13 protein-coding genes are annotated in these 13721 nt (G+C 64.9%); 8 read left to right on the forward strand and 5 right to left on the reverse strand.

Annotation, left to right across the window (positions count from 1 at the left end; genetic code table 11):
- Positions 1 to 24 precede the first annotated feature (24 nt).
- From LDZ24_RS22580 to LDZ24_RS22615, 8 genes are all read left to right on the forward strand, one after another.
- Positions 25 to 1104: an ABC transporter ATP-binding protein gene (locus LDZ24_RS22580; protein ID WP_244851727.1), complete on the forward strand. Its 1080-nt coding sequence runs from the start codon at positions 25 to 27 to the stop codon at positions 1102 to 1104.
- Positions 1091 to 1963 carry an ABC transporter permease gene (locus LDZ24_RS22585; RefSeq protein ID WP_248323453.1) on the forward strand — a complete coding sequence of 291 codons (873 nt, stop codon included), beginning with the start codon at positions 1091 to 1093 and terminating at the stop codon, positions 1961 to 1963. Before LDZ24_RS22580 ends, LDZ24_RS22585 begins: the two co-directional genes overlap by 14 nt.
- A gap of 16 nt (positions 1964 to 1979) precedes the next feature.
- Positions 1980 to 2777 (forward strand): ABC transporter permease, encoded by a 798-nt coding sequence (locus LDZ24_RS22590; protein ID WP_248323454.1) that lies wholly within the window; start codon positions 1980 to 1982, stop codon positions 2775 to 2777.
- Positions 2774 to 3901, forward strand: coding sequence for an FAD-binding oxidoreductase (locus LDZ24_RS22595; protein WP_248323455.1), 1128 nt, complete (start codon positions 2774 to 2776; stop codon positions 3899 to 3901). Before LDZ24_RS22590 ends, LDZ24_RS22595 begins: the two co-directional genes overlap by 4 nt.
- Before the next feature lie 11 nt (positions 3902 to 3912).
- A complete protein-coding gene (locus LDZ24_RS22600) occupies positions 3913 to 4281 on the forward strand; it encodes a (2Fe-2S)-binding protein (RefSeq protein WP_248323456.1) in 369 nt (122 codons plus the stop codon).
- Positions 4271 to 5686 (forward strand): FAD-dependent oxidoreductase, encoded by a 1416-nt coding sequence (locus LDZ24_RS22605; protein WP_248323457.1) that lies wholly within the window; start codon positions 4271 to 4273, stop codon positions 5684 to 5686. Before LDZ24_RS22600 ends, LDZ24_RS22605 begins: the two co-directional genes overlap by 11 nt.
- Positions 5679 to 6845 carry an FAD-binding oxidoreductase gene (locus tag LDZ24_RS22610; RefSeq protein ID WP_248323458.1) on the forward strand — a complete coding sequence of 389 codons (1167 nt, stop codon included), beginning with the start codon at positions 5679 to 5681 and terminating at the stop codon, positions 6843 to 6845. Before LDZ24_RS22605 ends, LDZ24_RS22610 begins: the two co-directional genes overlap by 8 nt.
- Positions 6846 to 6913: 68 nt before the next feature.
- Positions 6914 to 7267 carry a RidA family protein gene (locus LDZ24_RS22615; RefSeq protein ID WP_248323459.1) on the forward strand — a complete coding sequence of 118 codons (354 nt, stop codon included), beginning with the start codon at positions 6914 to 6916 and terminating at the stop codon, positions 7265 to 7267.
- A gap of 101 nt (positions 7268 to 7368) precedes the next feature.
- Here LDZ24_RS22615 and LDZ24_RS22620 read toward each other — a convergent pair whose 3' ends face one another.
- From LDZ24_RS22620 to LDZ24_RS28060, 5 genes are all read right to left on the reverse strand, one after another.
- The gene (locus tag LDZ24_RS22620) at positions 7369 to 8754 is read right to left on the reverse strand and encodes a GntP family permease (RefSeq protein ID WP_248323460.1); all 1386 of its coding nucleotides are present in this window, start codon (positions 8752 to 8754) and stop codon (positions 7369 to 7371) included.
- A 47-nt stretch (positions 8755 to 8801) separates the two neighbouring features.
- Positions 8802 to 9689: an amidohydrolase gene (locus tag LDZ24_RS22625; protein ID WP_248323461.1), complete on the reverse strand. Its 888-nt coding sequence runs from the start codon at positions 9687 to 9689 to the stop codon at positions 8802 to 8804.
- 47 nt (positions 9690 to 9736) lie between these two features.
- Complete coding sequence (locus LDZ24_RS22630) at positions 9737 to 11041, reverse strand: MFS transporter (protein ID WP_248323462.1); 1305 nt, start codon at positions 11039 to 11041, stop codon at positions 9737 to 9739.
- Between the two features lie 67 nt (positions 11042 to 11108).
- Positions 11109 to 11834 (reverse strand): GntR family transcriptional regulator, encoded by a 726-nt coding sequence (locus tag LDZ24_RS22635; RefSeq protein WP_248324211.1) that lies wholly within the window; start codon positions 11832 to 11834, stop codon positions 11109 to 11111.
- 278 nt (positions 11835 to 12112) lie between these two features.
- A complete protein-coding gene (locus LDZ24_RS28060; RefSeq protein WP_284506666.1) occupies positions 12113 to 13663 on the reverse strand; it encodes a methyl-accepting chemotaxis protein in 1551 nt (516 codons plus the stop codon).
- Positions 13664 to 13721 lie beyond the last annotated feature (58 nt).

Raw genomic sequence — 13721 nt, forward strand, 5'->3', positions numbered from 1 at the left:
GCATCTGTCGAAGGAGTCACGCGCATGGCATTTCTGACGCTTCAGGGCATCTCCAAACGCTACGGCGATTTCACGGCAATCGAACAGCTCGATCTCTCGGTCGAACGCGGCGAGTTCCTGTCCCTGCTCGGCCCGTCCGGATGCGGCAAGACCACGACCTTGCAGATGGTCGCGGGCTTCGTCACGCCGACGACCGGCCGCATCGAACTCGACGGTCGCGACATCACGAACGAACGCCCGGAGAAGCGCGGCATCGGCGTGGTGTTTCAGAGCTATGCGCTGTTTCCGCACATGACGGTGGCGGGCAACGTCGGCTTCGGGCTGGAGATGCGCAAGGTCAGGCGCCGGGAGCGCGAGGAACGCATCGAAGAGGCGCTCGCGCTCGTGCGGCTCAAAGGCCTCGGGCACCGGTATCCGAAGGAGTTGTCGGGCGGCCAGCGGCAGCGCGTGGCGATTGCGCGCGCCATCGCGATGCAGCCCGAACTGCTGCTGCTCGACGAACCGATGTCCAATCTCGACGCCAAGCTGCGCGAGGAAATGCACATCGAACTGCGCGCCATTCAGAAGCGCCTCGGCATCACGACGATTCTCGTCACGCACGATCAGGTCGAAGCGATGACCATGAGCGACCGCATCGCGGTGATGCATCGCGGCACCATCGCGCAACTCTCGACGCCGTACGACGCTTACGAGCGTCCCGCGACGGCGTTCGCATCGACGTTCCTCGGCCGCACGAACGCGTTCGCGGGCGAAGTGCTGCTGCGCAATCCGCGCTGCGCGGTGGTCGACGTCGCCGGCACGCACCTGCATGTGCCGCATGAAGGCCGTCAGGTGGATGGCGCGGTGAACGTCTATATCCGCCCGGAGAAAGTGCATCTCGCCAACGGCGATGCGCGCATCAAAGGCCACATCGCGACGCGCGTGTTCGTCGGCAATCAATGGCTGCTCGAAGTCGACACCGCGCTCGGCAAGCTGCGCGTCGCCCAGCCGAATCACGGCGCGCCGCCGCCCGAGGAAGGCGATGAAGTGGGCCTCGCCTGGACCGACGACGATCTGCGCGTGCTCACGCAGGAAGGCAGGGAGACGCAGCATGGCCACGCTTGACGACGCCCGCCCCGGCGCGGCGCCGTGGCTGCTCTCCGGGCCCGCGCTGCTGCTCTTCACCGGCCTGCTGCTGGTGCCGCTGGTCCTCACGCTGCTGCTCTCGTTCCGCGTCTTCAGCGATACGGCGGGCGTCACCTCCGCCTACACGCTTGCGAACTACTGGGAAGTCGTGAGCGACCCGTACTACGGCACGATCTTTCTGCGCACGGCGGGCCTCGCGTTCGGCGTCACGCTGCTCTCCATCGTGCTCGGCGTGCCGGAGACGATCATCCTCGCGCGCATGAGAAAGCCGTGGCAATCGCTGTGTCTTTTGATCGTGCTCGGGCCGCTGCTCATCTCGGTGGTCGTGCGCACGCTCGGCTGGCAGATCCTGCTCGGCAACAACGGCGTGCTCAACAACGTGCTGCAGGCGCTGCACGTTACCAATGAACCCATCCGCCTCGTCTTCACGATGACCGGCATGATCATCGCGCTCACGCACGTGCTGGTGCCGTTCATGGTGATGTCCGTCTGGGCCAACATGCAGAAGCTCGACCCGCAGATGGAATGGGCCGGCCGCTCGCTCGGCGGATCGCCGCTCAAGGTGTTCAGGCGCGTAGTGCTGCCGCAGATCATGCCGGGCGTGCTGTCGGGTTCGATCATCGTCTTCGCGCTGTCGGCGTCCGCGTTCGCCACGCCCGCGCTCATCGGCGGACGGCGCCTGAAGGTGGTCGCCACCGCCGCGTACGACGAATTTCTCGGCACGCTCAACTGGCCGCTCGGCGCGAGCATCGCGGTGTTGCTGCTGATCGCGAACGTGGCCATCGTGATGGGATGCAGCCGTCTCGCGGAACGCCGTTTCAAGCACATTTTCGACTGAACGCGAGGACACGCACATGAAACAGAACGGCCCGCTCGCGCTCGTCTTCAATGCGCTCTTTCTGACGTTCATCCTCGCGCCGCTCGCCGTGGTGATGCTCGTCGCGTTCACCGACAAGGGCTTCATTGCGATGCCCTTCGATGGCGCGTCATTCCGCTGGTTTCACGCGATCATCGAGAACGGCGACATCGTGTCCGCGTTCTGGCTGTCGATCAAGCTCGCGTTCGCGGCCGCGACCATCGGCGTGCTGCTCGCGGTACCCGCGGCGCTGGCCATTGCGCGTTACCGCTTTCCCGGCCGCGCCGCGCTCACCAGCTTCTTTCTCTCGCCGATGATGATTCCCGCCGTCGTGCTCGGCATCGCATTTCTGCGCTTCCTGTCGATGCTCAATCTGTCGGGATCGTTCTGGTCGCTCGTATGCGCGCATGTGGTGATCGTGCTGCCGTATGCGCTGCGGCTCGCGCTGTCGTCGGCGGTGGGGCTCGACCGCGATGCCGAACGCGCGGCGCTTTCTTGTGGCGCGAGCCGCTTCACCGCGTTTCGCCGCGTCGTGCTGCCGATGATCCGCACGGGCGTCGCGGGCGGCTGGGTGCTCTCGTTCATCCAGAGCTTCGACGAACTGACGATGACCATCTTCGTCGCCACGCCCGGCACCACCACGCTGCCCGTGGCCATGTACAACCAGATCGCGCAGACGATCGATCCGCTGGTCGCGAGCGTGTCCGCGGTGCTGATCGTCGGCACGGTGCTCCTGATGATCCTGCTCGACCGCATGGTCGGACTGGACCGTATCCTGATCGGAGAAGCCCGATGACTTCTGTTAGTCCCGACGTACTCGTTCTCGGCGGCGGCCTGGTGGGTTCCGCCGTCGCGTACGGCCTCGCCCGCGAAGGCGCGCGCGTGACCGTGCTCGATGAAGACGACGGCGGCTTTCGCGCCTCGCGCGGCAACTTCGGCCTCGTGTGGATTCAGGGCAAAGGCTACGGCCTGTCGCCCTACGCGCGATGGTCGCGCAGTTCGGCAGCGCGCTGGCCCGCGCTCGCGGAATCGCTGCATGGCGAATCGGGCGTCGATGTGGCGCTGCGTCAGCCCGGCGGCTTTCACTTCTGCTTCAACGACGCCGAGCTCGCGGACCGCGAGAAGCGTCTCTCGACGCTGCAAGCCGAACTGGGCGACTACCCGTATCAGATGCTGACGGCCGCCGAAGTGCGCGAGCGCATTCCGCAGATCGGACCGAAGGTGATCGGCGCGAGCTACACGCCGATGGACGGCCACGTGAATCCGCTCAAGCTGCTGCGCGGCCTTCACGCGTCGATGCAGACGCGCGGCGTGCGCCTCGTGTCCGCCGAGCGCGCGGAGCGCATCGTGCCGGAGAGAAACGGCTTCGTCGTGCACGGCAGGCGCGGCACGTATCGCGCCGGGCGCGTGGTGCTCGCGGCCGGCCTCGGCAATCGCACGCTCGCGCCGTTCGTCGGGCTGAATGCGCCGGTCGCGCCGAATCGCGGACAAGTGCTGGTGAGCGAGCGCGTCGCGCCGTTCCTGCATTATCCGACGCTCAACGTGCGCCAGACCGACGAAGGCAGCCTGCAATTCGGCGATTCGATGGAAGAAGTCGGCTTCAACGACTTCACGACGACACACGTCCTCGCCGATATCGCCCGCCGCGCCGTGCGCGCGTTCCCGCTGCTCGAACACGTGCGGCTCGTTCGCATGTGGGCCGCCTTGCGCGTCTACAGCCCGGACGGCTTCCCGGTCTATGACCAGTCGGAGGCGCATCCCGGCGCATTCGTCGTGACCTGCCACAGCGGCGTGACGCTCGCCGCCGCGCACGCCCTGCGCATCGCCCCGTGGATTCTCGGCGCGCCGATTCCCGACGAGCTTCCCGCCTTCTCCGCGCGCCGCTTCGAGCACGCCAAAGAACTGATCTCCGCACATTGAGCCAGCACGACATGACTTCATCGACACCTTCGCTTTTCAAGCCGTTGCCGGGCGCGGATAGCGCGAACATCGACATCTTCTTCAACGGTCAGGCTTTGAGCGTGCCGGGCGGGCGCTCGGTCGCGGCGGCCCTGCTCGCGGCGGGCGTGTCGCGGTTTCGCGCGACGCCGGTCTCCGGCGCCCCGCGCGCGCCGTATTGCATGATGGGCGCGTGCTTCGAATGTCTGGTCGAGATCGACGGCGTGCCGAGCCGCCAGAGCTGCATGGTCGAAGTGCGGGCCGGCATGCGCATCCGTTCGCAGGAAGGCGCGCGCGATCTGCCGCCATTCATCGATACCGATACTGCCGATGCATCGCTGGAGAACGCGCATGGACGCTAACCTCCTCTCATCGAACGCCGAAGCCGTAGATGTCGTCGTGATCGGCGCGGGTCCCGCGGGCATGAGCGCCGCGACGCGAACGGCGCGCGCAGGCCTCAAGACCGTTTTGATCGACGAACAGGATGCCGCCGGCGGGCAGATTTATCGCGGCATCGGCCGTGCGGATGCGCGCCGCAAGGAGATTCTCGGTCCCGACTACGCGGCGGGCGGCGCGATCGCGCAGGCGTTCGCGTCATCGGGCGCGCGGCATCTGACTGGCGCGACCGTGTGGCAGGTCACGCGCGAGCGCGGCATCAACTATCTGAAGGACGGCAAGATCGGCAGCTTCGAGGCACAGCGCGTGATTCTCGCGAGCGGCGCGATGGAGCGGCCCTTCCCGATTCCCGGCTGGACGCTGCCCGGCGTGCTGACGGCGGGCGCGGCGCAGATCCTTCTCAAGAGCGCGGGTGAAGTGCCCGCCGCGCCGCCGGTTCTCGCGGGCTGCGGACCGCTTTTGTATCTGCTCGGCTGGCAATACGTTCGCGCGGGCGTGCCGATTCGCGCGCTCGTCGATACGACGCGCCACGAAGACCGCTGGCGCGCGAAGCGTCACATGCTGTCGGCGTTGCGCGCGTGGCCGTATCTGAGCAAAGGCTTGCACTTGATGCGCACGCTGCGCGAAGCGGGCGTGCCCATGTTCGAGGCCGCCGACGACCTGCGCGTGGAATCGCGCATCGGCCCGGACGGCGTGGAGCATGCAAGCGCGCTCAGCTTCACGACGCAGGGCGCGGCGCATCGCATCGAAGCGGACGTGATCTTGCTGCATCAGGGCGTCGTACCGAACACGCAGTTCACGCAGGCCTTGCGCGCGGCGCATCGTTGGGACCCTGCGCAACTCTGCTTCACGCCGAAAACCGACGCATGGGGCGAGCTGGACGTGCCCGGCATCTTCGTCGCGGGCGATGGCGCGGGCATCGGCGGCGCGCAGGCGGCGGCGCTGCAAGGCGAGCTCGCGGGCGTCGCGGTGGCGGCGCAACTCCGCGCGATCGATTCGGCCAGGCGCGATCTCGAAGCCGCGTCGCTCCGGCGTGATCTCGCAAGCGCCATGCGTATCCGCCCGTTCCTCGATTCGCTGTATCGTCCGCGCGATGCGAACCGCATTCCGAAGAACGAAACGATCGTCTGCCGATGCGAGGAAGTCACCGCGGGCGAGTTGCGCCAGTTCGTCGAGCTGGGCTGCGTCGGGCCGAATCAGGCGAAGTCGTTCGGACGCTGCGGCATGGGGCCGTGTCAGGGCCGCATGTGCGGGCTGACGGTAACGGAGGTCATTGCCGATGCGCGGCGCGTGTCGCCGGCCGAAGTCGGCTACTACCGCATTCGTCCGCCGATCAAGCCGCTCACGCTCGGAGAACTCGCCGGTGAATGAGATCAGCGAAGCCGATGTGATCGTCGTGGGCGGCGGCTTGCACGGCACCAGCAGCGCATTCCATCTCGCGAAGCGCGGCGCGCGTGTCGTCGTGCTCGAAGCCGACTATGTGGCGCGGCACTCGTCGGGCGTCAACGCGGGCGGCGTGCGCACGCTCGGACGTCCGTTGCCCGAGATTCCGCTCGCGCTGATGTCGCGGGACATGTGGCATGGCATGAAAGAACTGCTCGGCGAAGACGGCGGATTCGTTCCATCGGGACAACTGAAGATCGCCGAAACTGAAGCGGAACTCGATGCGTGCCGCGAGCGCGTGGCGCTGCTCGAAGCGCATGGATTCACGCACGAGAAAGTGATCGATCGGCAAACCGTGCTCGAACTGGAACCGGCGCTCGCGAAACACGTGACGGGCGGCATCTGGGTCGAGCGCGACGGATATGCGCTGCCGTATCGCACGACGACTGCATTCCGGCTCGCCGCGCAACGGCTCGGCGTGCGGTTTCTGGAGGGCACGCCTGTCAAGCGCATCGAACCACGCGGCGCGCGATGGACCGCGCACACGCCGCGCGGCACGTTCAGCGCCGAGAAGATGCTGATCGCGTCGGGCGCGTGGTCCGGCGAGCTGGCGAAGCAGGCCGGCGAGATCGTGCCCGTGCATCCCGAAGGGCTCATGCTCATGGTCACGCATCGCGTCGCGCCCTTCTGCCGCGCAACGCTCGGCGCGACGGGCCGGCCGCTGTCGTTCAAGCAGTTCGATAACGGCACGGTGGTCATCGGCGGCAAGCTGATCGGCATTGCCGAGCTGGCGAACCGCCACGGCGAAGTGGACTTCATGCGCCTCGTGAAGAGCGCGAAGACCGTCACCGATCTCTTTCCGCATCTGCGTCATCTCGGTGTCAATCGGGCGTGGGCGGGCGTCGAAGCCTTCACCGAAGACGAACTGCCGGTCATCTCCGCGAGCCGCGCCGCGTCGAATCTGTACTACTCATTCGGCTATTGCGGCAGCGGCTTTCAGCTCGGGCCGGGCTGCGGCAAGCTCGTCTCCGAACTCATGCTCGACGGCGCGCCTTCCCTTTCGCTCGATGCGTTCGCCATCGACCGGTTCGACAAGCGCGCTGCTTCGTCACCGAGCGAGAACGCCGCGACGCTCGTCGCGCACTGATTCCATCTATTTACAACGCCGCGCATGCACACGTCATGCGCGGACCTCGCATGCAAAGGAGCCATTCAATGAGCGATATCGTTCGTATCGACACCAATCAGCGCATGAGCCGCGTCGTCAAGGCGGCCGGGCTCGTGTTCATCGGCGGGCAGACGTCCGCCGATCAGACGCCCGACATCAAGCGGCAGACCGCCAGCGTCCTCGAAAAGATCGATGGCTATCTGGACAAGGCGGGCATCGACAGAACGCGTCTGGTGTCGGCGCAAGTGTGGGTCGCGAACATTGAGCGCGATTTTGCGGGCATGAACGAAGTGTGGGACGCGTGGGTGCCCGAAGGCTGCGCGCCGACGCGCGCGACAGTGCAAGCGCAACTGGCGTCGCCGGCGTTGCTGGTGGAGATCGCCGTGGTCGCGGCGAGCTGACGGACGGGCTCTTTCCGGTCGATTGCAGCGGTGGCGGTGAAGAGCCTGCCGCCATCATCATAGGTCCGCTGCCCGTCGCTCAAAGCTCGCATGCGAGCCGGTCAGTGAACACCGATAACCGCATTGAACACAAGCGCCATGACGAGGCCGACCACCGCCACGATGGATTGAACCACCGAGATAGTCTTGGTCGCCTCGCCCATCGTCATGCCGAACGATTCCTTCACCATCCAGAAGCCGGCGTGGTTCGCGTAGTTGAAGAACAGCGAGCCGCAGCCAATCGATAAGGCCAGCAACGGCAAGTTGAGGCTCGGATCGGCTCCGGCAAGCGGGGCCAGCAATCCTGCTGCGCCGACGATACCCACCGTGGCCGAGCCGGTCGAGACGGAAAGCGCCATGGCGATCAGCCAGCCCAGAATCAGCGGGGGAAAAGCGAAGTGCTGCGTCAGATGCACGATGGCCTCGCCCACCTTTGCGCTCGTCAGCATCTCCTGAAACGCGCCGCCTCCGGCGATGATCATGATGATCGATGCAATCGGCTTGAGACTCGTGCCGAGCGCGTGGCGCAGCTTCTCGGCATCGCCTCCTCGGGCGAGGACCAGGGTCGTGACGGCGAACAGTACGCCGAGCAACATCGCGATCAGCGGATTGCCGAGGAAGCTCGCGACATGCAGCATCGGCGAGCTTTTCGGCAACACCATCTCCGCGACCGCATGAACCAGCATCAGGATGGCGGGCAACAACGCAGCCAACACGCCGAGACCGATGGCAGGCCGGCGGTCCGTGGGCGCCTGCTCCACGACGGTGAACTGGTCCAGCAAGCCCTGATCGGGCCGCGTGCTCATGCGCGGTGAAATGAACGCGCCATAGAGCGGGCCTCCCAGAACCATCGCGGGAATCGCCGCCAGAAAGCCATACAGCATGGTGGGGCCCACCGAAGTCTTGAGCGTGGCGATCGCGGTCAATGGCCCCGGATGAGGCGGGACCATGCCGTGCATGGCGGCCAGCGCCGAAATCACCGGCACACCGACATACACATAGGCCGAGCCCTGGAAGCGGGCGTGGCTTTCCAGCTTGCGCGCGACGCTGAAGATGAGGGGCAACATGACGACGAGTCCCACTTCGAAGAACATCGGAATGCCCACGACGAACGCCACGAGCGTCATGGCCCACGGGATCATCCGGTCGGAGGCGCGCTTTAGCATGGCTTCGGCGATCTGCTCAGTGATACCGGCATCGGCGAGGATCTTGCCGAGCATCGCGCCGAGCGCGATGACCACGCCCACCGCGCCCAGTGTCTTTCCCGCGCCATTCGTCAGATGCTTGACGATGCTTCCCGGCTCCATGCCGGTGGCGAAGCCCACGCCGATGGATACGACGAGCAACGCGAGAAGCGGATGCATCTTGATGCGCGACACGATGAGCGCGACCAACACCAGCACGCTGAAGAGCGCGGTGAGCAATAAATCGATGTCTAGAGGAGTCATGTAATCAATCTTCGGGGTCGGAGTGTGTTGCCAGATGCGCGGCGCGATTACTGATTCGCGGCCTCGTGATCGAACATGTAGAGGCTCGCGGGCGTGTGCGTCAGCACGACGTTGCGTTCTTCCGGGTCCGGGATCAGCGCGTGCAATAGGTCCAGCGCACTCGACATTTCCTCGGACTTCTCGAACTGCGTATGCGGCCAGTCGCTACCCCACATCAGGCGATGCAGCCCGAACGCATCGCTCAAAAGATCGAATGCCTCGCGGGCTTCGCGCTCGACGACATCGTGGTCCGGCCAGTTGCGGTATGCCCCGGATACCTTGACCCATACGCGCTCCGATCCCGCGAATTCGAGCAGACGGCGAAAGCCAGCATCGCTCGCGCCGAGAGCGGGATCGGGCCTGCCGAAATGATCGACGACGACATTGACGCCCGCTTCGAGAAGCGGCGCGACGATGCCTTCGAGCCTTCCTGCTTCCGCGTGCACTTCGACATGCCATGCCAGTTCCCGCACATGAGCCAGCGTGCGCGCGCTCACCCAATGGTCGAGCGGATTGTCGGCGTGGCCGATCAGATTCAACCGAATACCGACGATGCCCGCTTCGGCCATATCGGCCAGCGTATGCGGTTCGCAATCGCGCTCGATCACAGCGACGCCACGCAGCCTGTCGCGCGCGCTTCGCAATGCATTCAGCAGATAGCCGCAATCGGTGCCGAGAAAGCTGGGCTGCACGAGCACGCCGCGCGTTATTCCATGCACGTCGAGTTCCGCGAGGTAGGCATGCAACGGCGCGTCGTAATCGGGCGCATAGCGGCGATGCTCGGCGAGCGGAAGACCGCGCCTGAAGACATGAGCATGCGTATCGACTGACGCGATCCCGGATCGACGATGCGCATCCTTTCGACGGCTGACGTCTGTCTCCGACTCAGGGAGCATGGGCTTTCCTCATCAATAGTTTCGACGCCGCGTGCACGGCCGGCGCGTCAATGCCTCGGAGCGTGAGCGAGCGGACGTGCGTCCTCCGCGGTGGGCGCGACTTCGCCCAGCACGCGGCCGCGCGTCTCCGGCAGCATCAGCACGGACAGCACGACGATGGCGTAGGCGAGGCCCGCATCGATGCCGATCGCCGTGCCGAGCGACATATTCGCCGACATATGCCCGACGAGCACGGGGAATCCCGCCGACACGACTCGGCCGAAGTTGTAGCAGAACCCCACGCCCGTGCCGCGCACGCCGCGCGGATACAGCTCGTTGAACAGCGCGCCCATGCTCGCGGGAATGCCCGCCGCGAAGAAGCCGAGCGGAAAGCCGAAGAACAGCATCGCGGTATTGCCGAGCGGAAGGAACAAATAGGCGACCACCGTTATCACGCAGCAGATCGCGAATGTGAGGATGGTTCTGCGACGACCGATGCGATCCAGCAATTGCGCGCTGACGAGACATCCGCAAAAGAACGCGACAATCACCACGGCGAGGTAGCCGCCCGTACCAAGCACGGACAGATGACGCTCGCTTTTCAGGAACGTCGGCAGCCACGTCATCAGCGCGTAATAGCCGCCGTGCGCGCCGACGCCCAGCAGCGCGCCGATCAACGTCATGCGAAGCATTCCCGCGGAAAAGATGCCGGCCACGGGTGTGGGTTGCGTCTCGGTGCGGCGCGCTCGCGCGTCGCGCGTCGCATGCGACGATCGTGACGACGTTCCCGGCTCCTGCACGCCGCGCCGGACGTACAGGATCAGAAGCGCGGGAACGATGCCGATGGCGAACATCACGCGCCACGCGGTGGCCGCGGGCACGAGCGAGAACATCAGCGCATACAGCAACACGGCTGCGCCCCAACCGACGGACCATGCGCTCTGCACGCTGCCCATCGCCTTGCCGCGATGCTCGTTGCGGATGGTCTCGGCCATGAGCACGGCGCCTGCCGCCCACTCGCCACCGAAGCCGAAACCCTGCAACGTCTTCAGCACGAGAAACTGCGGATAGTTCTGCGCGAACGCGCACAGGAAGGTGAACACGGAGAAGAACGCGACGGTCCATTGCAGTGTTCTGACGCGTCCGAACCGGTCGGACAGCATGCCGGCGATCCATCCGCCGAGCGCCGACGCAACGAGCGTGACGCCGCTCACCAGCCCCGCTTGCGTGCGGCTGATGGACCACTCGGCGATGATCGCCGGAATGACGAGGCTGAACATCTGCACGTCGAGCGAATCGAGCGCCCATCCGCCGAAACACGCCCAGAACGTCCTGCGTTCATTGCCCGAGATTTCTTTGAACCAGTTGAACATGCCGCCCCTCTCCCGTCTCCGTCGCCGGTTGTAGTCAGAACAACGTGCTTGCGTTAGCGCCCGATCACTAGCGGATCTCCGCCTGATAGATGAACTCGCTGGCAGGACCACGCGAGCGGCGCCATTCCAGCGGCTGCCGGTCGTAGCCGAATGCAAGACGTTCGATGACGACGGCCGGCGCGCCCGGTTCGATGTTCAGGAGTCTCGCGTGCCGTGAGCCGATGGCTTCGACGGTCAGCGTTTCAGTGGCGGACGCCACGATCTGGTTGCACTGCGTCTCGTACACCGGGTAAAGCAGATCGCCGATCTCGTTCAAGTCCATCTTCGCGAACGCCGCAAAGCGCGCGTACGGCAGCCATATTTCTTCGGCGAGCATCGGCACGCCGTCGATCAGGCGCACGCGGGACATCTGAATCACGCGGGCCGTCCGTGCTATTTGCAGTGTCGCGGCGACTGCCGACGGCGCATCGACGACCTCGCGTCGCAAGATCCGGCTCTCCGGGATGCGGCGTTCGCCTTGTCGCGTCTGAAAGCGAAAGAAGCGAAACAGGGAGCCGTCGAAGTTCGCGCGGCGCACGAACGTTCCTCTGCCTTGGAATCGTTCGAGAAGACCTTCGGCCACGAGCAGATCGACGGCCTTTCTCACCGTGCCGACGGCAACGCCGTAGCTTTGAGAGAGCGCCTGCTCGGTGGGAATCGCTTCGCCCGGTCGCCAATGACGCGCCGCGATCAGGGCAACCATTTCGTCGCGCAAGCGCTGGTAACGCGGCAACCGGTCATCGGACTGCATGATGTCTCTCCGTCGAATTCATATATATGATTACATGTTTTCAACTTTCGACGGATGGGGGATAACCCTGTCTGATAGAGTGGGATCGACGAAGAAGGAGACGTTGTGCTCGATGACGCGCACATGCGCGGCATTCATCGATGGCCGAGCCGCGCGGACGGTCGCAGTGGCTTCAGCAGCGTTCGGCGCCGCAGAATGCGAAACGCGGACCGCGAAGTGCTATCGGCGCAGCGAAGTCACGCCAGTGCACTGCGAACCCGCGCTGTTTCTTTCGGAGGCGGTCAGTCGACCTTGAAAACCGCAACCGCCCGGCGAAGGCTGTTCGCTTGCTCGGCCATCGCTTGTGCCGCCGCGCTCGCTTGCTCGACCAGTGCGGCATTCTGCTGAGTGACTTCATCCATCTGGCCGACCGCGACATTCACCTGTTCGATGCCCGTGCTTTGCTCGTTGGATGCCGACGCGATCTCGCCCATGATGTCCGTCACGCGTTTGACCGAGCGGACAAGCTCATCCATCGTCTTGCCTGCGTCGAGCACGAGCGACGATCCCGCGTTCACATGTTCCACCGAACTGCCGATCAGTTCCTTGATCTCCCGCGCCGCGGTGGCGCTGCGTTGCGCGAGCGTGCGCACTTCTCCCGCCACTACCGCGAAGCCGCGCCCTTGCTCGCCTGCGCGGGCGGCCTCAACGGCTGCGTTTAGCGCAAGGATATTGGTCTGGAACGCGATGCCTTCGATGACCGAGATGATCTCTGCCACCTTCGACGAGCTGTCGGAGATATCGCGCATGGTCGATACCACGCGGTCCACGACTTCGCCGCCTTCCGCCGCCGTATCCGACGCGGACGCTGCAAGGGAACTCGCCTGTAGCGCGTTCTCGGTGTTCAGTCGCACGGTGGAGGTTAGTTCCTCCATGCTGGCCGCCGTTTCCTCGAGCGACGCGGCCTGTTCCTCTGTTCGTTGCGACAGGTCGACGTTGCCCTGCGCGATCTCGCCGGCCGCGACCGAAATGGATTCGGCCGATGTCTTGATGCCGGCCACGACTCCGCTCAATTGCCTGCGCATCGATTCGAGCGATGTGACGAGACTGTGTTCATTCGCCGGATCGTGCGCGATCGGGGAAGTCAGATTTCCGGACGCAATGGTTCTTACCATCTCGGCCGCGTACGCCGGCTCGCCACCGAGCGCCCTGTAGAGCCGTCTTCCCATGAACACGCTCACGCCCGCCCCGATCGTCATGCCCGCGATGGCAAGCGCAATCAGGATCGCGCGCAAGACCGCGAAACGTTCACGCGATGCCTCATACTCGCTCTTCGCAACGTCGACCTGGAGCTGTCGCAAATCACGCATCGCTGCCAATACCTTCGGCAATTCCGCATCGACTCCGCCGTGAAGTACCGTGTACGCCTGCTCGTGTTGATTATTGGCTAATGCCGAACGCAGAGGCGCGAAGCCTTTCGTTTCGATCGCGCCATAGCTGTCCTTGAACGTGTCGGCGAGTTGCTTCTCGGTCGGCGTCAGGTAGCTCGACATGTACTCCTTCCAGAGCGCGTCGATTTCCGTTCGGTCCTTGTTGGCGCGTTCGATAGCCGGTACCGCTGCGCTTGCCTGCGGGTCGAGCGTTGCCTTCGAGAGCGAGATGACTTCGTCCTGCAGCCGGTTGTTGATCTGAGCAAGTTGCTGGATGCACACCGTCCGATCTTCGTAGACGCTGCGCAATGCTTCGCCAGTCTGGTTCATTCCAACGACGCCGGCGAGCGCGATTGCAATCATCGATGCGCCCATCGATCCGGCGATGAGCGTGAGTTGAGTCTTTACAGTGAGGTTTGCCATGTCAGTAGTGCGCCTTGCGGTGGGTCATGCACCATTTTTCGGCATGCATGCACCAGGC

Origin of the sequence: Caballeronia sp. Sq4a, assembly GCF_023170545.1 — a bacterium.
Lineage (GTDB): Bacteria > Pseudomonadota > Gammaproteobacteria > Burkholderiales > Burkholderiaceae > Caballeronia.

Bases quoted from the DNA above. Each gene is read 5' to 3' on its own strand.
- LDZ24_RS22580 (WP_244851727.1), top strand. From the start codon at position 25: ATGGCATTTCTGACGCTTCAGGGCATCTCCAAACGCTACGGCGATTTC.
- LDZ24_RS22615 (WP_248323459.1), top strand. From the start codon at position 6,914: ATGAGCGATATCGTTCGTATCGACACCAATCAGCGCATGAGCCGCGTC.
- LDZ24_RS22590 (WP_248323454.1), top strand. From the start codon at position 1,980: ATGAAACAGAACGGCCCGCTCGCGCTCGTCTTCAATGCGCTCTTTCTG.
- LDZ24_RS22595 (WP_248323455.1), top strand. From the start codon at position 2,774: ATGACTTCTGTTAGTCCCGACGTACTCGTTCTCGGCGGCGGCCTGGTG.
- LDZ24_RS22605 (WP_248323457.1), top strand. From the start codon at position 4,271: ATGGACGCTAACCTCCTCTCATCGAACGCCGAAGCCGTAGATGTCGTC.
- LDZ24_RS22585 (WP_248323453.1), top strand. From the start codon at position 1,091: ATGGCCACGCTTGACGACGCCCGCCCCGGCGCGGCGCCGTGGCTGCTC.
- LDZ24_RS22625 (WP_248323461.1), bottom strand. From the start codon at position 9,689: ATGCTCCCTGAGTCGGAGACAGACGTCAGCCGTCGAAAGGATGCGCAT.
- LDZ24_RS28060 (WP_284506666.1), bottom strand. From the start codon at position 13,663: ATGGCAAACCTCACTGTAAAGACTCAACTCACGCTCATCGCCGGATCG.
- LDZ24_RS22630 (WP_248323462.1), bottom strand. From the start codon at position 11,041: ATGTTCAACTGGTTCAAAGAAATCTCGGGCAATGAACGCAGGACGTTC.
- LDZ24_RS22620 (WP_248323460.1), bottom strand. From the start codon at position 8,754: ATGACTCCTCTAGACATCGATTTATTGCTCACCGCGCTCTTCAGCGTG.
- LDZ24_RS22600 (WP_248323456.1), top strand. From the start codon at position 3,913: ATGACTTCATCGACACCTTCGCTTTTCAAGCCGTTGCCGGGCGCGGAT.